The sequence below is a fragment of the Binatus soli (SeqCode) genome (assembly GCF_050015535.1).
Classification (GTDB): Bacteria; Desulfobacterota; Binatia; order Binatales; family Binataceae; genus Binatus; species Binatus soli.
This window is the reverse complement of the sequence record NZ_JBEKBF010000005.1, coordinates 163,442-185,056: the sequence shown is the minus strand read 5'-3', so window position 1 is coordinate 185,056 and position 21,615 is coordinate 163,442. Positions and strand designations below refer to the sequence as shown.

Below are 21,615 nucleotides of genomic sequence, written 5' to 3'. Positions count from 1 at the left end.
GCTTCATTGCCAGCTCCAGCTAAGCGCTTCGACCGAAGCACTTAGCCCCACTATAATATAATTGCCAACCGCTTCCCGTCCATATTGGGACCCGCTGGGAAAAAATTGGCTGGCGACGGTCTCAGTCCGGCGAAGCTCAACGAACCGGGTGTAGATGCTTAGCCATTTGTTCACGCGATCGCTTAAACCGAGGCCCCAGTAAATCACTTGCCCATTAGATCTGTTGTTTCCGAGCGATTCATAATATCCGGCGCCCACATTTCCGGTCAGCCGCGGTGCGATGTCGTAGTATAGGTTACCGTTCACCCATCGAAAATTGACGGCGCTGACAAAGCCGGTGGCCAGACCCGGACGCTGGCCTCCGGTTATGGTCAGCAATGCGCGCTGGAAAGTGTATTTAAGCGACCCTTCCCCGGCCGGATTGACCGCATGCTCGCTGGTCCCCTGGGTATGGGAAATCTCGACGCCCACCTGTCCGGTGAGGTAAAGCTTTTCCATCGGCTGCCAGGCAGCCCGCACGAATGCCCAGTGTGCCTGTTCGCCGGGTTGTCCGGGATAGGCAAACATGAAGTCATAGAATTGATATCCCAGCCCTACAGCGATGCGATAAGGGAAATGGTAATCGGTGGAGCCGCCAATGCTTTGGTCGTAGCTGGTATTATTCGTGTTGCTGTTGGAGCCGGGCCACCAGACGGTATCTTGCAGAACGTTGAAGGCACTGGACCAGTTACTTCCCCAAGAGTGATACAGCTCTCCATTGAAGTAATTGGCCGACGCTCGGTCGCTCGCCAGCAACAGCTGAGCCCCAATGGTGTCGTACTGCAGGGGCTGAATGCTGGTGGCGACGGCCACATAGCCCGGCGCATCGCGCCAGAAGTATTCACGCAGGCGCAGCTTGGTCGTCGGCGACAGGTCTTCATCGTCGGTCGCGCCGACATACTGGCCTTCCCCTGCCCGATCGAACTTAGATTCGTGCGCGAATAGCTGGGCGAAAGTATCGTAATGCAGCGACGCGTATCTGGTGGCCGAGGTGTAATCGAGGTAAAAGCCGCCGATCATCAACCCACCGAAATCGCCCATCTTGTTGCTGGTCTGGAGCAGGACATTGTCGGAATAATATCCGCTTAGCGAGACCTCGGGATAAAGGCGGAACAAGTTGTCCGCACGCCCTGCCGCTGGAGCGGCGAAGATGAAGAAGACAGCGATAAGTGGAATACCTAGATGATTTCTCGTTCTCATGATCATGGCACTGATACCGTGTCTCCGGGTTCCACCGGAACATCCGCAGTTAGGTCTCCACCGGATCGCACCACGTTGTAGTTGACCGTCAGCACGATGGTCTCGTTTTCCCTATGGCGCAGGATATGAATCTTGCTGGGGTCGGCAAACTCCCCAAACCCGCCCGCCTCGGCGAGCGCTTGCGACAAGACTTCACCCGAGTGCAGCTTATAGGCTCCCGGTTTAGTTACCGAGCCGAGTACATAGAATACGTGGCTGGCTGGATCGCTCACACGCACCGTAACATTCACCTCATGAACATAGCGGACGTAGCGCTTCTCAAGGTCCGCTCTGAGCATGTCCGGCGTCAGGCTGGCCGCCACAACCCGCCCAATCAGCGGCATCGCGATCGTTCCGTCAGACGCGACGATTATCTTGCCGCTGAGTTGCGGCTGGTTCCAGACAACTATTTCGAGCTCATCATCGCTGCCGATCCGGTCGGGATCGGCGGTCTTCGCCGCCGCGTGCGGCACCACTTTTTCCTGCACCGCGTTGGAAGCGAACACGCTGCATGCGGCCATCGACATTGAAATCGTGACCGCGAGCAAAATTGTTACGGTCAGAGCCGCACTCGCAGCCACAAACTCGTGAGCGAACTCAATAGCGCCAATCTTCATCAAATTACTTTCCAGTCGCGCCTTTCAGCGTGGTCTTGCCCCTCGCACCCTTGGGCCGTTCGGCGACGACCGAAAGCCGGCTATAGTGCTGCTGCGCACCCGGCTCCGCAGCACGTGGCCCATCGCCGAGCGGCGGGCTGTGCATCCGTGCGAATCTGGGTTCCTGGAGGTCCCAACCCCTCAACAGTATATACTGTTTGCCGCGCCGCTGAACCAGACCGCGCTCCTCCATTTCGTTCAAAAGCCGGCTTACCAGCGGTCGCGAGCTCGCGATCATCTCTGCCAGATCCGCCTGCGAAAGCTCGGGTATTATCAGCGTGCCGCGGTTGTCGTGCACACCGACCCGTCGACCCAGATCACCCAGTACGACTTCGAGACGCTGCTGGAACGGCAAGCCAAGAAAACTTGTCCACCAATGCAGAGTTGACGACCAGAACGAATTTAACGTCTGGTAGAGCTCGATAGCCTGATCGGGATCAAGTAAGCGAAGCAGCCGTACGGCCCGCTCTCGCGTGAAGAGCGCAATCGAGCACTTGGTCAACGCCTGCGTCTCAAATATCTTCGACCGGCGGCCCTTGCCGTCTTCGCAATCGGCGTAGCCAATTATATCGCCCGGACCCGACAGCCGCGCCAGCACCCGCGCGCCATTAGCCGCGTTGCAGTACACCTTTACGTAGCCCGCCAGCACGCAGCCGAACAGATCGCCCGGCGATCCTTCCAGAAACACCATTGCGCCGCGCGCGTAACTGACCGTGCTTCGCTGATCGACGAGTTCGTCAACAATGGCGCTCGGCACGCGCCAGCGGCTGAAATTTCCCCGCAGCCGGGCGTAGCCTTCCTCGCATACGGCGGCGATCATCATTACCCGTTCCTCCGTGTCATACGTGCGCCTTCATCACGCCGAATATGTCGGTGATCTGATTGATGCTGTCGCCATAATCGACGCTCGACACGAATGCCGACCGCGAGTGCGGCGCGGACGGATGAAAGCCGTGCATCCCAGCCGGAGCCCGCGCACTCATGTGACTCGGCGCGATTACCGTTCCTGATTCGGTCAGAAAAATCTGTTCGCCGTACTTCCCGTCTGGAAAATATGAATGGAGCTTGATGAGGTCGTCGGAGTCGAGCCATCTTCCGCCATCGACCTCCATCAGAGCTTTGGTCACCAATTCGCGGGCGCGAGCGGAAAAGAACCAGAAGCGCGCCATCGTGGAATCCAGCAGGCACAGGTAATCGGCCGCGCTAATCGGAAGCGCCGCCAGCGCCGCTTGGATATCGACTGTCGCCAAGGTCGGCGCCATGCCGTGATCGCCGAAGACGTGAATGTCCGCCGCGCCGAAGGCCTCGAGCGCGACCTTGTGCAGGCGTGCGAGTGCAGTCGAATATTTTTCCAGCACCTGTGCCGCGGCGGCGCGATCGTCGGCGTGCAAATGCAGAAAATGATCGAGGTCCGCGAGGTAGAGAAAATAGAATTTCGCCCCGCCCGCGCGCAAGTCTGCTTCGATCGACGCGAGCAACTGCTCGTCCGTGCCATCGTGATAGCAGTAGGTCTTGTAGGATGTGCCGTTGCTCTCGAGTAGGTCGAAAATCGAAGTCGAATCTGGAATTCCGCCCGGCTCGTAGATGTTGCGCTTCTCGCAGACGTCGAGCTTCGGCAAATAGCTCAGCGGTATGCCGCAGAGGTGAAAATATCCGGTCAGATGATTGGTGCGGCGCGTAATTGTCTTGACCGCGAAGCGTACGTAACGGTTCTCGACCATCCGCGGCGGCATCGCGCAGATGAAGCTCAGCTTCGCGAACGGCGAGTGTCCGTTGGCGCGATGGAACATTGAGAGCCGCCCGTGCTCTTCCGGAAATCGCCCGGTAAGAATCGATGGAATCGCGGCGGCGCTGAAACCAAGCACGGAATCGAGCGGACGGCGATAGGGCGCAACCTCCTTCAGGAACGGATGGTCTTTGATCCATTCCCACCCCAAGGCGTCGATCAACACGAAGATGCTAGCCTTCATTGGTTCACCGCTTTCCTCACGCTCAATTTGAGATCCCCCGTCGCAGCCCCGGTCCCACCGTGCGGGCTACTCCCAGCGGCAGGTAGCGCCACAGTCGGCTGATCGTCTGCAGGCTCTTGCGCTGGCGCGGCGCCGCCGCCCGGGGCGAAAGGTACAGTGTGCTCCAATATGGCTGCACCGGAGTCGGCCCCCATTGGCGCTTGAATTCAAAGATGCCCGAGCCCAAGGTCGACCGCCCGAAATCGAAGGTGTGGCAACCGGACTCGATGCCATGCCGTATCCCCGCCCAGTACAGGGCGTTGGTGCCGTATACCGGACGCGCCTCGGCCGTGGCGCCCGTATACGGAAGCGTCATCCAGCCGCGGAAATTCATTGCCAACCCGGCCGCGACCACGCGGCCGCCGCTGCGAACGCGAATCAGAGAAAGCCGATCGCGCAGGCCGCTGGCGAATTGGCTGAAGAACCTGCGACCGTGCGTAGGCGATCCAAGATCGCGCTGATTCTCCGAATAGGTCGCGCAGAAATCGGCCAGCGCCACCGGATCGGTCGGGTCACCCACCTCCACGCTGAGCTTGAGCTTTTCGACCCGCTTAAGCCGATTGCGGCGCTCTGAGGGCAGCCGGCGTAACTGCTCTTCGACCGTCGATGCGAGCGCCAGATGCTGCGTCACCTTCTCTGTGCTGACTTCAAATGGCGCCTCCAGCTGTTGCAAGCTGCGGACGTGCAGTCGCTTGGCGCGCAGCTTTCCCGCCAGCTCGCGGGCATGGGCAATCAGTTCGGCCCGCGTAGCGTCGCGCTCCGCTGAATCCAGCCAATCGGCATGACACACGCCGCCGTAATCGATATAAGGCATCGATACGAGTTCATTGCCGTAAAGAAGGCTGCGCACGAAAATAAATGGCGCCGCGGCGATCGGGCGGCCGTGCCCGTCCTGAGCGAGCAGGTAAAAGGAATCGAATCCGTACCCCGAACCGACTACCTCGCGCCATTGCCAAAGATGGCCAAAAGTGGCGTCAGCGCAGTGCGCGACCAGGTCATCCCAATCCGCCCGCCGATTCTCGCCGCAAACTAAAACGCTCAACCTTGGATCCCCCGCCTTAAAGGTTTCTCGGTTTCCAGACCACCGGGACTTCCCCGGAAAAACATCGCCACAGTCCAATCGCCTGCGCACAGTTGAGCGCAATGAACTGGTACGCGAAGGTCGCCTTGCCTTCGGCGCCGCGCCGGATCGCGACCCTGCCGATTGCCGCGACCAGCGCGAACAATATCTCCATGCCCAGCACGACTCGAAAGGTTCCCCCATACCGAGCCAGCGACACTGTCGCGATTACCCCAATCGCGAGCAGTGGCGCCGTCAACCAGCGCAACAGCTTATGCGAAGTTAAGACCAGGATCGAGCGCCAGAGCCGCTTTGCGATGAGCTCGGGCAGCAGGCGGAAATACACCAGCGCCTGCTGCGAGACCATCCGTACCTGCCGCGCGAATTCGCCCGCCGCCGAGAATTCCTCCAGCGCGATCGCGTTGCCCGCCATAACCGATTGCGCACCCGCGAGCGAGGCGATAATGGGGTGCACGAAGTCATTGATCAGCGCCGGGTCCAGCGGCTTGAACAGATCGCGGCGCAGCGCGTAGAGCGCTCCGTCAGCTCCCGCCACCAGGCCCAGCCGCGACTCCAGCCCCTTCAGCATCTGCTCGTAGCGCTGGTACACCGACCCGATACTATCGCCCGAGTAATGCGACACGCCCGTCACCAATCCGATCGATTTGTCGCGCAGCGGACGCGCCACCTTCTCCAACGCGTCGGCCGCAAACATCGCGTTCGCATCGGTGAACACCAGCACCTCGCCGCGCGCGGCATTCGCCCCCGCATTCACCGCGACTCCCTTGCCGCGGCGCTCGGGCTGGCGAATTACGCGCACCCGCTCGCAGGCCATCGATTCGGCTATTTCCGCGGTGCGATCGCTCGATCCGTCAGACACCACGATCATCTCGGCCTCGCCTGAGTACCGGCAGGAAAGAAAATTTTCGATCTTCTGCGCGATACAGCCTTCCTCGTTGTACGCCGCGACGATAATCGACAGCGGCGGCGCCGGCGCACCTGCGGCACAATCGCCATCGGAGCCGGCGCGACGCGGCTGCCATGCCGACAGCGCGATCAGCACCACCGGATACAGCACGTATGCGTACATCAGCAGGAATGCTGAAATGTAAAAGAGGCTCGTCAAAATCTGCGTCCCCCGACGCGCGTCCCCGTTAAGCGGCTTCTCCTTTTCTTCCAATTCCGATCAGTTCGGAGTAAAGCGCGGCGGTCTGTTCGATCTGCCGCCGCACCGCAAAGTTTTCCTGCACGAATTTGCGCCCCTCGGATGCCAGCCGCGATGCCAGCGCCGGATCGTCAAGCAATCGCTCGATCGCCGCCGCCAGCGCGGCCGGATTGGCGGGCGGCGCGAGCAGCCCGGTTCTTTCGTGGATCACCACCTCGGGTGTGCCGTCAACTTCCGTCGCGACCATCGGGCGTCCTGCCGCGAGCGCCTCGATCGCCACCAGCGGCAGACCCTCGTACAGCGACGGCAGCACCACCAGGTCGGCCGCCTCGAGCAGCTCGGGCACGTCGCTCCGGTAGCCGAGGAATCGCACGCGGTCCCCGAGCCCCAGCGCTGCACATTGCGCGCGCAACGCCTGCTCCAGCGGACCCTCGCCGGCCAGCAGCGCGACCAGGTTCGGCCGGCGCGGAGCGAGGATCGCCAGCGCATCGATCAGATGCCGATGGCCCTTTTGATCGTCCAGCCGCGCCAGCGTGAGGCAGGCCGGTTCATCGCCGAGCCCCAGCGCAGCGCGAGTCGCGGCGCGCCGCCGCGTATCCGTTGGAGCGAAACGGTCCAGGTCGCGCCCGTTGTGAATCACCCGGACTTTGCTCTTGGGCACCCTTTTGGTTTCGATCAAATGGCGCGCCGCCGCATGCGACACCGCGATATACTTGTCCACCAGCCGGCCGATCTGCCGATCCACCCAGAAGCTGCCGCGCAGGCCTTTTCCCATCCGCCAGACCTCTGGCAGGTGACAGGTCTCGAGCACCGCGCCGACGCCCGCCATCCGCGCAACCCCGGCGCCGAAGAAACTGGCAGTGAACAGATGGCAATGCACGAGCGCGACATTTTCGCGGCGGATGAATCGCAGCAGGCGCGCCCCTGACGCCACGTCAAGCCGCGACGAAAACTGAAGCGGCAGGCATTTGACGCCGGCCGCCGAAAGGCCAGGCTCCATCGCCGCGATTAGCTTGCCCGGCGCCGCCAGGCATGGCTCGAATCCGTGAGCGCTCATCCCGGTCAGCATCGACAGCGCGTGCTCTTCCACGCCGCTGAATACACTATTTGTCAACAAATGCAACACCGTGCGACGCGGCCGTGCATTGGACCGTTTTGTATCGTTGAGGCTCCCCTTTTCCATCTTCAACCGACGACCCTGGAAAATCCTGACGCTCGACTTCGAGTCATCTACACTCGAATTTGCGCCACTCAGAGCGAAATAGGCATAATAATTAGCTCATCGAGCCGTAATAATCCACCAATAAGGCGGTCAAATCCGCTAATATTGACACCCGGGGAGATTAGGACGCGCAGCCGGCCTGAGCCAACATTTCGCGCCGCCGGCCGGCGCCTTGACAATCAAGTCGCCAGCGGGCTAAAAGCCGCATGCTTGGAAAGTCAAAACGGAAATTCTGGATCGGGAGTTGCAGTCGTCGCGGCATGAGCAATCCCCCGCGGCAGGCGGGGGCCTCGAGCGCGCTGCTTTCGGAAGGAACCGTTTGATATTGCTTTCCCGGCTGACACGCCGTCTGATTGAGTGGCGCGGCGGTTACCGCGCCGCGCAGGTCTTGATCGGTCTTTTGGGCGGCGTTACCCCGGTTGAGGCAGAGGTCCTGGGCTTGCGAATGTGGCTCGATCCCAGGGACTATGCCTGCCGTATGCTGCTGTACTACCCGCAGCTTTACGAACCCGCGGAACGCGCCGCTCTTCTGCCGCAAATCCGGCCGGAAGATGTGGTGATTGATGTGGGAGCGCATTTCGGCTTTTATTCGCTGCTGGCCTCCAAACGCGCTGCCAGCGTACTGAGCATCGAAGCTGACCCAAAAACGTTCCGCTATCTCGAGCGCAATCTCGCGATGAACCGTGCGGCCAACGTCCGCGCCGTGCAAGCGGGCGTCTCCGACCGGCGCGAAAGATTGAAGCTCTTTGGCAATGACGCTCTTGGAGATTTGAGCGGCCATTCTTTTGTTCCGGGTGACGGCCGCAACGATGCGGTTGAGGTCCAGTGTTTTCCATTGATTGACATAATGAAGGCTCAGGGCTTCGACCACTGTGACGTGCTCAAAATCGATGTGGAAGGGTTCGAGTACCGCGTCCTCAAGCCGCTGTTCGAACAAGCCGCGTTTCGGCCGCGCCTGGTGCTCGTTGAATACTACGAACAACGAAATACAGGCGATGTCCTTACCCTGCTTCGTAACCAGGGTTATCAGCTAAGCCTCCAGACCGGCCGCGACTATCTGTTCGCTCTCGCCGAAAGCCAATAACCCGGACCAGGCGGAATTTAGCGATTGAATCGTTGCAGGCCGACTCACAGGACACCCCGGTGCGGATTGCGCTAATCACCCAGTACTTCAACGTGATCGGAGGGATCGAAAGCCTGCTCAGAGGCCTCATCCCCGAATACGAGCGCCGCGGCCATGAGACAGATGTAATCGTAACCCGGGAAGAAGCGGCGGCGGGCACCACAGTCGCTCTGGGCGACAAGACCCGCGAGCTCTTCCTTCCGCTTCATACCTACCAGGCTCCGGCGCGATGGGCCTTGATGTATCTGCCCGACACCTTGCGGCTGGCCAACTACCTGCGCAAAGCAAAAATCGACGTTGCGCACAGCCATCTCTTTGATTGGTCGCTGCTGCCGCAAGTCGTCGCCGCCTGCGAGATTACCCGGACACCTTTAGTCCACACCTGGCACAGCGACACTGATTTCAATTCCCGCGCCAGACGCCTGATGGTCAGAGTCCTAAGAAGCGCTGACGCTCTTACCGGCGTGAGCGCGGCAACGCGCCATGGCTTCGATCGCATACTGCCCGCAGCCAAAGATGCGCTGGTAATCAGCAATGGGATTGACGTTGAGGCCGCTCAAAAGGCGGCCCCATACCAACACGGCAGGCCATATATCTTTTGCGCCTGCCGGCTGACCTTGCCTGACAAGGCCGTCGATGCCCTTATTACGAGCTTCGGTGCGATCGCTGAAAGTCATCCGAACGTGGATTTATTGATCGCGGGCGAGGGCCCCAGCCGCGATGCAATCAGCAGGCATATCAGCTCGCTTGGATTGGACCGCCGAGTGAAATTGCTCGGAAAGGCGGACGCAGCCCAAATCCGAAGCTTCAATCGAGGCGCGCTCTTTTTCGCGATGCCCAGCAGGATCGTCGAGGGGCAACCGGTCGCCCTGCTGGAAGCGCTGGCAGCAGGGCGAGCCGCGATCGGCACCAACATCGGCGGCGTGCCCGAAGTTATTTCACATGGCGAGAATGGCTTGCTCGTGGAAAAGGACGACCTGCCCGCACTCACGGACGCCCTCACAACGCTCCTGGACAACCCCGGTTTAAGCGAAGCTATGGGTCGAAGAGGGTTGCTCCGTGCCCGCGAGCAATACGAGATCTCACGGACAGCCGAGCGTTATCTGGAGCTCTACAAGCTGGTGCGGGCGCGCCGGAAACTACCCTCGAGTGCTCCCAAATCGGCGGATTCACCAGCCTGAACTGCCAGCGGCGCTGCTGGCCATCTCTCACTGTGCGTTGGCTGCCGCTTCATCCGCCCTTTGCGCTGCTTCGTCGGCGGCATCCTTGCCGGCTCGGTCCTGTGCAATCGCCTGATTGGCCGCATCGATATCATCCTGCGACGCGCCGGCGCCCTCGAGCTGATCGCGCTGCTCCGTCGCCGCGTCCAGCGCTTGTTGTGCCGCATCCGCGGCATCGTGCGCCTGCTGGGCGGCATCGGCCGCTTCCTGGCTCTGCGCTGCTGCGTCATCATCCTGCGCCCGCGCCGGGGAGATGTGCCCCAATGCAAGCCCGATCGAGAACGCCAGCGCCGCGATCGCCACCAGCCCAAAGCGCAACGTTCGCGTGGCGCCCGTCTCCAATCTCATCGTTACTCACCCCGTTTTCATTTTTTCACTTTTCGCTTTTCACTCTTGCAATAACGATAGTTCTGCGATTCCTGCCGATCAAGCTCAGTGCGCACCGGGAGCCGCCGGAGCCGCAGGCGCTGCCGGAGCGGCGGGCGCACCGGCGGCGGGCGCGGGGCCGGGAGTTACTATGCCGGGCGCCGACTTTTTAAACTGCGGCAATTGCTTAAGCTGCGGCGCCGTCGGCATTTCAGGCTTTCTGTAGATGGCGGGCACGACGAATGTGTCAGCCGGAAGGTCTTTCACCTCGATTTTGGAAACCGTGGTATTGATGGTGACCGGTTTGTACTTGGCCATCATCGCTTTGATTTTGGCCGCCCGCTCGGGCGAAAATCCGGGTGGCGGCGTGAAGGGAGCCACCGTCCTCGTGACGGTCGATGAGACCGGGATTCCGTCAGGAATTTCGCCCTTGCGCGCCAAGGGCTTGCCCTTGAGCTTGTCCGCCATCGCCTTTTGAAACTCGACGAACTCCCTGGTGCCGGGCACGTCCCTCGCCACGCATTGAGTCACATCGAGGTTGCTGCGACCGATGAGCGCGGCGCCCGTGTAATCCTGACAGGCGTATCCGGCCACTTGATGAGTGCCGCCGCTCTTCTTGAGTTCGACGGTTGATCCTTGCACCACCATTGCCATCGCGAACATTCCGGTGGGCGGAAACGGAATCTCAATGAACGTTTTGCTCTTCGCCGCGAGAATGTACGTCTTTCCGGCGTCGAGATCGGTAATGCTCTCGCGATCGCCGGCGATGATTTTCTGCTTGTGGCCTTGGACCATCACGGTCTGATCGGTCTTGCGCTCGCCAGCCTGGTTGAAGGACACCTGCTGGGAGATTACGACACCTGCCGACGCTGTCGTGGCCGCAATCGCAATCGCCAGCGCAGTGGCCGCGGTGAATCCGGATTTCATACCCGTTGTTCTCCTTCCAATCGTTGTATTTTCGATATCATTCCCGCTCGCGCGCGGGCGCTGAGGACTGCTGTCACGCTCGCTGAATCCCCGCCGCCTGCGCGTCCCAAAATTGCAAACGGCGGGCCCTTGCGGGCCCGCCGTTCGGTTACAGACGTTTAACTGATCTGACGCTCCGCTACTTCACCCATCGCCTCTAGTTCTGGCACTTGACCGCCTGAACGTAGGGGGTCATGGGGCAGTCGGGCGAGCTGATCGTCAGCGTTGACGTGGCGGCGGCGACCGGATAGGTCAAGGTGTACGGCGGCGTCCCAGTCGAAATCGTCGCCTCGGTGCAGGTGCATCCGAGCCCAAAGCCCATAGGAGTCAACGACTGCGGAGTGTAAATCGGTGCGTAGAGCGTGCTAGGCAGCGTCATGGTGCACTGCGCCGTCGTCGTGTACCCATGCACCCCTGTCACCACCTTAGTCGCTACTGCCGACGTAACTGATGTCGTCAAACCTCCGTTTATCGCTATATTCACCGCGCAGTAAGGCAGGTTCTCGAACGCGCTGATGGTGTTAGTGGAACTGAAGACTGAGGAGCCGGGGGTGCAAGTGCCACCGCTGCAGACGTCGGTCACCGTGCCCGGTGCGTTCGACGCTGTCAGAGTGCCCGAAGCCGCGCCTTGGTTGTACACAGTGCAGGTCGCCATTTGGCCCGGAGGAGTGGCCCCGGTTGCGGTGGAGATCAAGCCGGTCACGGCTACGTATTCGTTCTTGTCGCCGGAGCCCCATACCACGTTGCTGGTGGTATAACCCGCACCCGCCGTCAACGCATCGGTGCAAGTCGGGTCAGTTGACAACGAGGTAATGACTGAAGCCTGATTGCTGGTGCCATCGGCAAAAGCCTCGGTAACGGGCGCCGAGCAAGTCCCCCCGTAAGTGACGCACTGTGCATCTAATGCGGCACTAACGCAGGGAGAACCCGCTGCATATCCGCCCACGCACGCAGAAGTGAAAGCCTTCCCCGGGAAGTCCTCGAAGGCGCAGTCGGTGTTGTTCGGGGTTGGCCCGCTTGCCACTATGTTATCATTGTCGTTGAAGCTCAAGCTTCCCCAAGCGAAACCGTTGGCGAAGATCGATAGCGAACCAACATTTCCGCCGAAGGAGCCCGCGATTGTCGGGGGATTCTGTGCGCCGGCGACAGGGTCGGTCTGGTTGGCGCCGTAGCCCGAGCACATAAGCATCGCAGTCCCGTTATATGGGGCCGCGCCAAAGACGGTTGCCACATTCGTCGCCGCCAGTCCTATCTTCTGCAGCGTCATGACGAGAGGCGCTCCAAAATCGGAGGTCGTTCCCGGCGCGCTGACGCCGACTGTAACGTTGTTGGAGGTACTCCCGATTTGCAGGGTGAACTCCAATGAAATGCTGCCGGCGGTGGGTCCTGATCCCGGCGGAGTGGCAGATATGGAGTAGTCATTCCATTTCAGGCCGCTTGCGGTAATTGTGAGGTCAGCCGACCCGTTGCCGTTAGGTCCCGGCATCGTCAGCGCGGCCGAAGTGTAGTGGTTGGTGCCGTCGAAACACGCAATTCCTCCCTCGGCGATCCCGAGAGCCGGGTAGCAGGCGGCCGGTCCAAACATTTCGCCGGTTGGCGCGTAGTACGGGGCCACTCCGGTGTTTTGCAGATCTCCGTTGTTCAGGATCAATTCGCCTGTGGCCGTGCCGTCGCAAACCCCAGGAACAACAGGAGAGCCGCCCGTAGCAGTACCGCCGAACTTGATCACACCAACGCCGACCACGCCGGTTACAGGGTAGTTCTGAGTGCTGCTGTCTTGGCCGCCCGTGATCAGCATCGCGTAGCTGTTCCCGCACAATACAGAGTTGTTCCAGCTTGCTGGTGTTGCTGGTACTACTGATGTTGCGTTGGCCTTGGGGGCTGCCATCAGAGCGAGGCCGCCGGCCACCATTAACGTAAGAAGAATCCTTTTCATATATCCTCCGAGACGTTTACTGAGTTAAAAAACCGTTGGAATCCCATGCAATCCCATGGAACCCCATTTCCCCAACACTGCCCGTCCCCATTACTTAACTAATGATGAGGGCCTGTGCGGCACTATCACACCTCCTTTTTCTCACGACGCGCGCGGACTGTACCGCAAACCGCGCGGCGCCGAAAATACTCTCGCTTACGTGACTCCCCATCCCCCTTGCCCATCCCCCTTTCCCCATGCCGAGCACGTCTGATCGCAAGGCAGACGTGCTAGCAATGCAGACTCTAATCATGGCGCAGGCTATCCGTCCATCTTTATTCGACCAAAAAGTGTCAATTTTTGTGAAATAGCAAATTATTGGCACTTATTTTGGTAAATCCTGACCATGCTTTCCCGATTCGAGGCTCGAAAATCCCTGCTTTTGTTCTTTTCAGAACCTCGCCGGGAACCTCGCGCTTGACAAATTTACCCGATGCGGAATACGCTCATGCGGTTCTGACACTTTTGCTTGGGTTTGACACTTTTGCGTGGGAAGGAGTCTGTCGATGCGTTTCAACAAGTCGTTTACGCGGTCAATCGTGGCCCTGAGTTTCTCGCTGTTGTTTCTGATTGCCGCGTTTGCGCGTCCGGTGTTGGCGCAATCGAATGACGATGCGTCGCCGGAAAAGGCCGTTAGTAAAATTTCTGTCACGCCCACGACGCTGAGCTACAACATCAATCTCGACAACAGGACCTCCGGGACCCAGCATTTCACCATCACGAACACCGGAACGCTGCCGCTGGAGGTAAACGTCACCGCGCCCACCAACAGCCGCGGCATCGTATCCCGTCGCTACGTCATCACCTCCGGCTGCAATTTCTGCACGATTCCTGGCAAAGGAAGCCTTGCGATTGACGTTGAGTTCATCCCCATCGAAAAGGGCACCTACGACGCGACGATCGTGGTCGTCAGTAACGCGACCAGCGGGGGCAAGTACCCGATCGTGAAGCTGACGGGGAAAGCCACCCAGAAGTATCCGACCCCGACCGCAACTGCAACGGCAACCTCAACGCCGTCTCCAACCTCAACGCAAACCGCGACGGCGACCCCGACGTGCGGTGGCAGTGGCCCCGCATGTAGCACGCCGACGAACACCGCAACCGCAACTGCGACTGCGACTGCAACTGCATCGCCGACCGCAACTGCAACTGCGACCGCGACCGCAACCGCAACCGCAACTGCGACCGCAACCCTGACTGCGACGCCGAGCCCGTCGGCAAGCCCGAGCCCGTCGGTAAGCGCGACTGCAACCGCCACGCCGAGCCCGAGCCCGTCGGCGAGCCCGACTGCGACCGTCACACAGACTCCGACGGGGACGCCAAGCCCGAGCCCGTCGGCAAGCCCGAGCCCGTCGGTAAGCGCGACTGCAACCGCCACGCCAAGCCCGAGCCCGTCGGCAAGCCCGACTGCAACGGCAACCGCAACGGTAACCGCCACGCCAAGCCCGAGCCCGTCGGCAAGCCCGAGCCCGTCGGCAAGCCCGACTGCAACGGCAACCGTGACTGTAACCGCCACGCCGAGCCCGAGCCCGTCGGCAAGCCCGAGCCCGTCGGCAACCTCGACCTCGACGGCGACTGCGACCAAGACTGCAACTGCAACGCCAACCTCGACGGGAACGGCAACCTCGACGGCAACCTCGACTTCGGGGGGGCCAACGGCAACGCCGACGCCGGGAGTGGAGGCGGGCAGCATCCTGGTGGCGGGCGGCGATCTGGGCGGCAAGCTGGGAAATCTCCTCAACTTGGCGACTTCGACGGTGTCGAGCGCGACCGCGCAGGTCTTCAACGCAAACGCCAGCACTCCCGCCTTCCTGCTGGTGAGCCCGCTCAACACCGCGCGCGAGTCTGGCGCGACAGTGGTGCTGCTCACCGGGCAGACCCTGATCGTGGGCGGTTCGGACTGCGTGGGTGGGGTGGGGTCCGCGTTTGGCGGCGAGACCGGTGGCTTCACGTGCAACGCGCTGCAGACGGCGGAGTTGTACACCGAGAGCGCTTCGGGGGGGACGTTCAAGTACGCTGGTACGTCGTTTGGCGCCAACCCCGGCGGCATGATGACGACCGCGCGCAGCGGGCCGACCGCAACCCTGATCTCGGGCTGCGATTGCGACTTGGACGGCGATGTGCTGATCGTGGGCGGCTCGACCGGCAGCTCGTACCTGGCGACCTCCACGCCGTCTGGAGCGCCGAGCATGACCGCGCTCAATACGGCGGAGTTGTACGACCCGACGACCGACACCTTCACGGCGGTAACTGCGCCGATTCCGGGATGCCCGGCGGGAGAGGACATTATCTCGACGCCGCCATGCACCGGCAAGCTCGCTTCGGTTTGCGCTCTGCCCGCAATCGTGAGTCCGATTACGTCGGTAAGTGAAAGCGGGACAACTGTAACCGTCACCAGCCCGGCGAACCCGCCCGGCCTTACCATCGGCAGCAGCGTTGCAGTTTCCGGCGTTGGAGCTGCCGGGGCAAGCATTCCCGCATACAACAATGTCTTCATCGTAACCGGAATTCCCTCGGGCACGACGTTCACCTTCTCGGAACCCTCCACAGTAACAGGATTGGCCACCGGGACAGGCGGACTTGCCCAAGCCGGGAACATTTTGACGACAACTGAAAGCGGAACAACTGTAACCGCCACCACCACAGTGAATCCGGTCAGCCTGGGCCTGATCGTTGGTGACTTGGTGTCAGTCACCGGCGTGAGCGTTGTGGGCTACGACGGCCCCTTCGTCGTAACCGCCATTCCATCGAGCACCTCGTTCCAATACACCCCAGCTGGGTCTCTAAGTGCGATTACCTCTGCATCCGAAAGCGGAACAACCGTAACGATCACCAGCGTCGCGAATCCGGCTGGCCTGAAAGTTGGTAACGAGGTTGTAATTAGCGGCGTAAGCGTTGCGGGATACAACGGAACCTTCACCGTAACCGAAATTGGTACCGGCCTCACCACGTTCCAATACACGGCCGCCTCAGGGTTGACCGCTGGGACGGGTGGAGCGGCTGCAGCCATCGCGGAAGGATTGGCCGCTGGGCAAGGTGGAACGGCAGCAGGCCAAACTTATGAGTGCGGCATGGTGGACCAGGGCGCAGCGCTGATCCCGAACGACGGCGGCCAGGTGCTGCTGGCGGGCGGCGACTTGGTGACGTTCCTTGGCGAATCGTCGAACCTGTCGTTCATCTTCAACCCGGTTACGCAGACCTTCGCGGGCACCGGGAACCTGAATACCCCGCGCGAGGAGTTCACGCTGGTGCCGATGGATCCGTCCGTGGTTAAAGGTGCGCTGTCCGGCGACGTGGTCGCGTTTGGCGGCATCGAGGCTAATAGCGCCGTCTGCTCCGTCGCGGGAGATATCGTTGCGACCACGCTCAATACGGCGGAAGTGTTCAACCCGGGCACGGGGACCTGGAGCGTGCCGGCCAGCAAAATGGGAGTGAAACGCGCGGGCGCGGCGACACTGATAGAGGCCGGCCCCCTCGCGGGCGAAGTGATCCTGCCCGGCGGCGTGGACGTCGAGGCGGGCACGCTGCCTATAACCTGCTCGGGCGTCACAAACCTGGTACAGGCGGCGACGACTGAGACCGACCTGTACAATCCGGGCTCGGGAACGGGCGGCACCTTCACCTCGAGCACCTCGCTCGCGACCGGAAATCTCAATCAGGCGCGCGAAGGCCAGGGCCAGGGCGTAATCGGAGTGGGGACCGACGAGACCGAAGTAATGGTAATCGGCGGCGCGTGCACTCTTACGCCACCGAGCCTGCAGTCGGTGGCCATCGGCACCTCAACTGCGAAGGTCTACTGCGACCCCGTCGCGCAGGCCGATTACTCGGAGATCTACAGCCAGTCGACCAAGACCTGGACGGTCGGCCCGGCCCCGGCCACCGGCTTCACTCCGGCCAACATTTCGGAATATGCGGTGCTGCCATAGCCGGGCGCCTCGAAACAGACTGACCTAACCGGCAACGCCGGCCCCCCAAAAGGGGGGCCGGCGTTGTTGCATCCGGACCGAAAGAAAGATCGAGAGAGCATTGGTAAAACCGCGACACTCTTCGGATTCCGCTTCATCAGAATCCGCTCGGCCCGTTGGTGATGCCGGCGAAGCGTCCGCCTTTCCCTTCAAAGGAATCGACGCGGCGATACTCGCGCTCATCCTCGGGGTTGCGCTGCTCCTGATCGCGGGTACGGGATTTGCCAACGGAGAGGAATTGTGGCCGATGCCCGACGCGGTTGAATACGCGGCGATCGCGGTAAACCTGGATCGCGGCCTGGGCCCGGTGCTCCATTTCGGGGGATATTCTTATCCGTGCCGCTATACGATCGGTTATCCGCTCATCCTCGCCGCGGCGTATCCGCTTCTGGGCCATAGGCCCGAGCGGCTTTGCCTGGTTACCGCTCTGACGGCATTGGTCGCGATAGCCGGGCTTTACATTCTGACCCTGTGGGCGTTCGACCGGCCAAGCGCGATTTTGGCCGGGTTGCTGCTGGCTACATCGCCGCATTTTCTCGGGCTTTCCACCTGCGTGCTGAGTGACGTTCCTGCGCTTGCCGTCGCAGTCCTCGCTGCACTGGCATTCTTGTATGCTCAGGAAAAAGAAAGCCTGGTTGCGTCCGCGCTGTGCGGGCTGCTGGCCGGCTTGGCCCTCACAATCCGCGCCACCAATGGCGCCATTTTAGTCGGAATGCTCGCGGCGGCTCTGCTCGTCCGGCCACGCAGATTGCAGTTCGCGCGGGTGATGGCGTTCGCAATCGGATTCAGCGCATTTCCAGGATTGCAGGCTTGGGTAAATCTGCACTACCTCGGTTCGCCGCTCTCGACCGGTTACGTGTTCTGGTGGCCGGAGGCCTACAGCTCAGTTTTCACGGCCTTTGAGCTGCGGTTTCTGTTTGTACCCTGGGATTCGAGCTATCAGCACGGAAATCTTGTCGCTTATGCTCTGGCAATGCTTGGTCTCGACGGCCTGCTCGGCCAGCTTAATTTGGGTACTGAGTACCGAACGTTAACTGCCTCGCGCTACGCTTTTTACCCGTTTCCAGTGGCGGTCTTCGCAACCTTGGGCGTGTTCTTCGCCATCCGCCGCAAGCGCCGCACCGCAAGCACGATGCGCGCGTTGTATTTGGGCTTCGGCTTTCTTGCCTCGCTGTTGCTAATTTACCTCTTTTATTTCTATGTCGATCCTCGCTTCCTGCTACCGGCGTTCTTTATCGTCTTTGCCGCGGCGGGCTGGGGGCTGGTCAGCGCGAATCGAAGGCTCGAGATGGGATGGGCGGGATTTGCGGTGATTGCTCTGGATGTGCTTCTCGCCGGCACGATTGTGGTCGAGACGGTTTCCCGGCTTGCGATGCCGCCGCCGCGGTCGAAACTGGTCGCCGATGTGCTCGCGATACGGCCGCGGCTGAAGAACGCCGTGGTGGTCAGCGATATTTCTTTGCAATGGATCGAGCTTCTTGCGGGCGGAGAACGAACCGAATTCATCGGCCTCAACAGTTTTTCTGCCGCACAAGTGAGAGATCAAGTGGTAACCGAATACCATCTGGACCTGCTGTACAAGAAAAAGTCCGAAGGATGGTCCATGCCGATACCGCCGGTACTTCTTCCCGGCGGCAAACTCGACTTGGCCGAAGCGCGCAAGCTCGCAGAGGAGGATGAGAAGGGACGCCCGGTGTACCTGCTCGTGGTGATGCCGAGGACCGACGAATGGTTCGATCTGGTTCAGCGGGAGTTCACCGAGATCGATCGCCACTTCTCCCACGAAACGGTCGTAGACTACCCCGAAGTGGGGCTTTACCGTCTGAAGCCGCACTAACCCGCCCGAATCCGCACGAGATCTATAAGCAAACCGCGGTTCGAACTCCCTAATTATTAGATACCTTGCTTTGGCAGGCCTGAAATTTCCCGCTTTATCGCGTGGTTACACTGTATCGATCGGTGCCATCTGTTCGTTACAGAAGGATACAGTATGCTGTGTTCCCACGGATGACTTATCGAAAAAATCACACATTTTAAGGGCCTCTAATAAGGCACGAACTTTGCGATAAGTTGGTTCTGAGCAGAACAGCACTCTAGACATAAAGACAGTTTTGGACAAACAAAGGGACGCGCGTAATCGCACAGGAGGATCAGGAGAAAAAGTTTATGAAACGAAAAATCGGGGTCATTGTACTGGCCGCAATAGCGGTATTGGGGATGGCGAGGGGACACTCTTGGGCGCTCGGAACTGAGACACCAGGGGCGGGCATCACCGGAACGGTCCATGATTTTACAGGCGGTTTTGCCGGTACGCTGCCCACAGTGCCCATCGGCCAATGCACCTTCTGCCATACGCCTCATGGTGCAATATCGACCACTCTGTTGTGGAACCATGAACTCTCCGGGCAGACGTACAATTGGGATATCACCGCGACCACGGCGGGCACCCCATTTCCGACGATCGTCGACCAGACTTGGCAGGGACCGACGGCGAAGTGCCTGAGCTGTCATGACGGCACAGTGGCAATCGGCGCGATCAACTGGTTCGACTCCGGCCACGGCGGTGGGGGAGCTTGGGCTGGAACACCGAAAGTATCACCGTACTATGCCAAGCCGATCATCAACAAGTTTGCCAGTCTGCAAGGCCTGAGCAATAGCGGCGCCGCCTCGACCCTGTCGGGCGTACATCCGGTGGCGATGCCGTATCCTATGGGGCAGGTACGGAACACGTACAATGCGGTCCAGACCGGCGGAGCTTTCCAGCCCAGCCAATGGTTCAGTCCGCCACAAGGGAACGTCCGTCTCTACATGCAGACCGGCAGCACTGTCAGCCTTGGCTACAACGGAGCCACTGCCTGGACAAATCCCAGTCTGTCAGCTAATGCCGGCATGGAGTGCTCGTCCTGCCACGACGTGCACAACAAGCTGACCAAGGATGGCTACCTCCTAGTCGGACTCGGGACCGGCACCGGAGCCACCTATCTCTGCAACATGTGCCATAACAAGTACTAGGTTCTGGCGCCGATTCAACAGCGAAGGCCCGGCACGATGCCGGGCCTTCGCGTTTTTTGGCTGCCAACGCCTGGCAATCCGGCTTATCAGGAGGGAGTCCAAGTCTGCTTTCGGGGTTCGTGGGATAGCTGTCTCCTTTGGATTCTCTTCGCGCCGCCTGATCCCAAAGGGAGCACCCAAATTCCAGTGATCCTCGTTTTCTTATCTTAAGGTTTAGACATTTTGAGCGGAGCTTCTAGGGCACGGTCCTTGCTCCATCAAACATGTTTTTGCCAAGTTCTGCTGTAGTTTGACCGTTTTTTGAAAACAAAAGATTGCAATGCGGCCGGAAGACTGGGGGGTGAACGGAGAACTGTCAGCATGATTGCTCATAAATCGTTCTACACGAAGGTTGCAAGCTGGATCGGTCTGGGCCTGATCACCTTAGCTGCCGGGTGCGCTGCGCAAAAGCCGGTGGAGGAGCCAGGTCCGTTCTGGCCGCCCCCTCCGCAGCAGGCCCGGATCGAATTCGTGCGCACCATCTCGAGCGAGGACGATGTCGTGCACAACACCACGTTCACGCAAACGGTGTCCAATTTCCTTGCCGGGACGAAGCCGACGCCTGCTCAAATCGTGGAGCCAGACGGACTCGCGGTCTCCGACGATGGCAGCGTGCTCTACGTCTCGGACCGTGCGCAGGGCGCGGTGTTCGTGTTCGACTTCGGCAAGAAGAAGTTTCTCAAGGTCGGGGCGGACAATGGAGGGTTGGAGTGGCCGATCGGAGTGGCGCTGGACGGCGAACAGAACATTTATGTCGCGGAGCAGGGCAAGAAAGCCATCACGGTATTCGATCCGAGCGGGAAACAGCTACGTTCCATCACCGATTCCAGCCTGGAGCGGCCGAGCGGCATCGCGATCGACCGCGAGCGCAGGCGCCTCTATGTGGCCGATACGTCGCACGCAACGTCCAAGGAGCATACGGTCAAAATCTTCAGTCTCGACGGAAAACTGATTGGAAAAATCGGCGGGGAGAAGGGCTACGCTCCGGGGCATTTCCTGTTTCCCACCTACGTTTGGGTTGACAGTAACGGCGATGTATACGTGACGGATACGATGAACTGCCGGGTGCAAGCGTTCAGCCCCGACGGGAAATATTTGCGCAGCTACGGTGAGCGCGGCGATGCGTGGGGACAGTTCAGCCGGCCCAAGGGCGTGGCGCTGGACACCTTCCACAACGTTTACGTTGTGGACTCCGGATGGAGCAATGTCCAAATTTTCAATCCGCAGGGGCAGATCCTGCTGTTCTTTGGCGGCCGCGGACCGCTTCCGGGCCAGCTCAAGAACGCTACCGCGCTTACGATAGACAAGAACAATCGCATCTACGTCGGCGACTACCTGAATCACCGGATCGAAGTATACCAACTGGTCAATACCACCGCGGCTGACAGCGTGCCTGATTCCGGGGCGCCACCGGCGGCGCCGGCCACGGATTCGCCGAAAAGCTGAGCCCAGCACGGTCCGCGCGCGGGATGGGCCGCGAGGAACCGCGCTTGGAGTGAAACGAAAGCGACCGGTCTCAAGTGTCGGGTGAAGGATGCAATGAGCGGACGGGGTCAGGG

17 protein-coding genes are annotated in these 21,615 nt (G+C 60.5%); 6 read left to right on the top strand and 11 right to left on the bottom strand.

Annotated elements, in window-relative coordinates; genetic code table 11:
- Positions 1-3: 3 nt before the first annotated feature.
- From ABR989_RS05585 to ABR989_RS05555, 7 genes are read right to left on the bottom strand one after another with little or no spacing between them, the layout of a single operon-like run.
- Positions 4-1,245 carry a hypothetical protein gene (locus tag ABR989_RS05585; protein ID WP_428126359.1) on the bottom strand — a complete coding sequence of 414 codons (1,242 nt, stop codon included), beginning with the start codon at positions 1,243-1,245 and terminating at the stop codon, positions 4-6.
- Positions 1,242-1,895: a polysaccharide biosynthesis/export family protein gene (locus tag ABR989_RS05580; protein ID WP_428126357.1), complete on the bottom strand. Its 654-nt coding sequence runs from the start codon at positions 1,893-1,895 to the stop codon at positions 1,242-1,244. The genes ABR989_RS05585 and ABR989_RS05580 overlap by 4 nt, the downstream gene beginning before the upstream one ends.
- Positions 1,896-1,899: 4 nt before the next feature.
- Positions 1,900-2,757 (bottom strand): Crp/Fnr family transcriptional regulator, encoded by an 858-nt coding sequence (locus tag ABR989_RS05575; RefSeq protein ID WP_428126355.1) that lies wholly within the window; start codon positions 2,755-2,757, stop codon positions 1,900-1,902.
- Positions 2,758-2,773: 16 nt separating this feature from the next.
- Entirely contained in the window at positions 2,774-3,904 is a 1,131-nt protein-coding gene (locus tag ABR989_RS05570; protein WP_428126352.1) for an alkaline phosphatase family protein, read from the bottom strand.
- Between the two features lie 22 nt (positions 3,905-3,926).
- Positions 3,927-4,985 (bottom strand): GNAT family N-acetyltransferase, encoded by a 1,059-nt coding sequence (locus ABR989_RS05565; RefSeq protein WP_428126350.1) that lies wholly within the window; start codon positions 4,983-4,985, stop codon positions 3,927-3,929.
- A 16-nt stretch (positions 4,986-5,001) separates the two neighbouring features.
- A complete protein-coding gene (locus ABR989_RS05560; protein ID WP_428126347.1) occupies positions 5,002-6,183 on the bottom strand; it encodes a glycosyltransferase in 1,182 nt (393 codons plus the stop codon).
- Entirely contained in the window at positions 6,158-7,282 is a 1,125-nt protein-coding gene (locus tag ABR989_RS05555) for a glycosyltransferase family 4 protein (protein ID WP_428126345.1), read from the bottom strand. Before ABR989_RS05555 ends, ABR989_RS05560 begins: the two co-directional genes overlap by 26 nt.
- 427 nt (positions 7,283-7,709) lie before the next feature.
- Here ABR989_RS05555 and ABR989_RS05550 point away from each other — a divergent pair, with 427 nt between their 5' ends.
- Both ABR989_RS05550 and ABR989_RS05545 read left to right on the top strand, forming a co-directional pair.
- Positions 7,710-8,474, top strand: coding sequence for an FkbM family methyltransferase (locus tag ABR989_RS05550; RefSeq protein ID WP_428126343.1), 765 nt, complete (start codon positions 7,710-7,712; stop codon positions 8,472-8,474).
- Between the two features lie 59 nt (positions 8,475-8,533).
- Positions 8,534-9,694: a glycosyltransferase family 4 protein gene (locus tag ABR989_RS05545; protein ID WP_428126416.1), complete on the top strand. Its 1,161-nt coding sequence runs from the start codon at positions 8,534-8,536 to the stop codon at positions 9,692-9,694.
- 27 nt (positions 9,695-9,721) lie between these two features.
- Here the strand turns inward: ABR989_RS05545 and ABR989_RS05540 are convergent, their stop codons facing one another.
- The 4 genes from ABR989_RS05540 to ABR989_RS05525 form a co-directional block, all read right to left on the bottom strand.
- A complete protein-coding gene (locus ABR989_RS05540) occupies positions 9,722-10,081 on the bottom strand; it encodes a hypothetical protein (protein WP_428126341.1) in 360 nt (119 codons plus the stop codon).
- Positions 10,082-10,165: 84 nt separating this feature from the next.
- Positions 10,166-11,026: a hypothetical protein gene (locus ABR989_RS05535; RefSeq protein ID WP_428126339.1), complete on the bottom strand. Its 861-nt coding sequence runs from the start codon at positions 11,024-11,026 to the stop codon at positions 10,166-10,168.
- Positions 11,027-11,222: 196 nt separating this feature from the next.
- Positions 11,223-13,001: a hypothetical protein gene (locus ABR989_RS05530; protein WP_428126337.1), complete on the bottom strand. Its 1,779-nt coding sequence runs from the start codon at positions 12,999-13,001 to the stop codon at positions 11,223-11,225.
- 925 nt (positions 13,002-13,926) lie between these two features.
- Positions 13,927-14,763 carry a hypothetical protein gene (locus ABR989_RS05525; RefSeq protein WP_428126335.1) on the bottom strand — a complete coding sequence of 279 codons (837 nt, stop codon included), beginning with the start codon at positions 14,761-14,763 and terminating at the stop codon, positions 13,927-13,929.
- On the opposite strand from ABR989_RS05525, the gene ABR989_RS05520 reads away from it, so the two are divergent.
- The 4 genes from ABR989_RS05520 to ABR989_RS05505 all read left to right on the top strand — a co-directional run bounded on the left by ABR989_RS05520 (position 14,738) and on the right by ABR989_RS05505 (position 21,502).
- Positions 14,738-16,966, top strand: a complete 2,229-nt coding sequence (locus tag ABR989_RS05520) for a Kelch repeat-containing protein (RefSeq protein WP_428126333.1) — start codon at positions 14,738-14,740, stop codon at positions 16,964-16,966. The two genes, ABR989_RS05525 and ABR989_RS05520, sit on opposite strands and share 26 nt — an antisense overlap.
- 286 nt (positions 16,967-17,252) lie before the next feature.
- A complete protein-coding gene (locus ABR989_RS05515) occupies positions 17,253-18,842 on the top strand; it encodes a glycosyltransferase family 39 protein (RefSeq protein WP_428126332.1) in 1,590 nt (529 codons plus the stop codon).
- Between the two features lie 485 nt (positions 18,843-19,327).
- Positions 19,328-20,017: a hypothetical protein gene (locus ABR989_RS05510; RefSeq protein ID WP_428126329.1), complete on the top strand. Its 690-nt coding sequence runs from the start codon at positions 19,328-19,330 to the stop codon at positions 20,015-20,017.
- Positions 20,018-20,377: 360 nt separating this feature from the next.
- Positions 20,378-21,502, top strand: coding sequence for an SMP-30/gluconolactonase/LRE family protein (locus ABR989_RS05505; RefSeq protein ID WP_428126327.1), 1,125 nt, complete (start codon positions 20,378-20,380; stop codon positions 21,500-21,502).
- Positions 21,503-21,615: the final 113 nt, after the last annotated feature.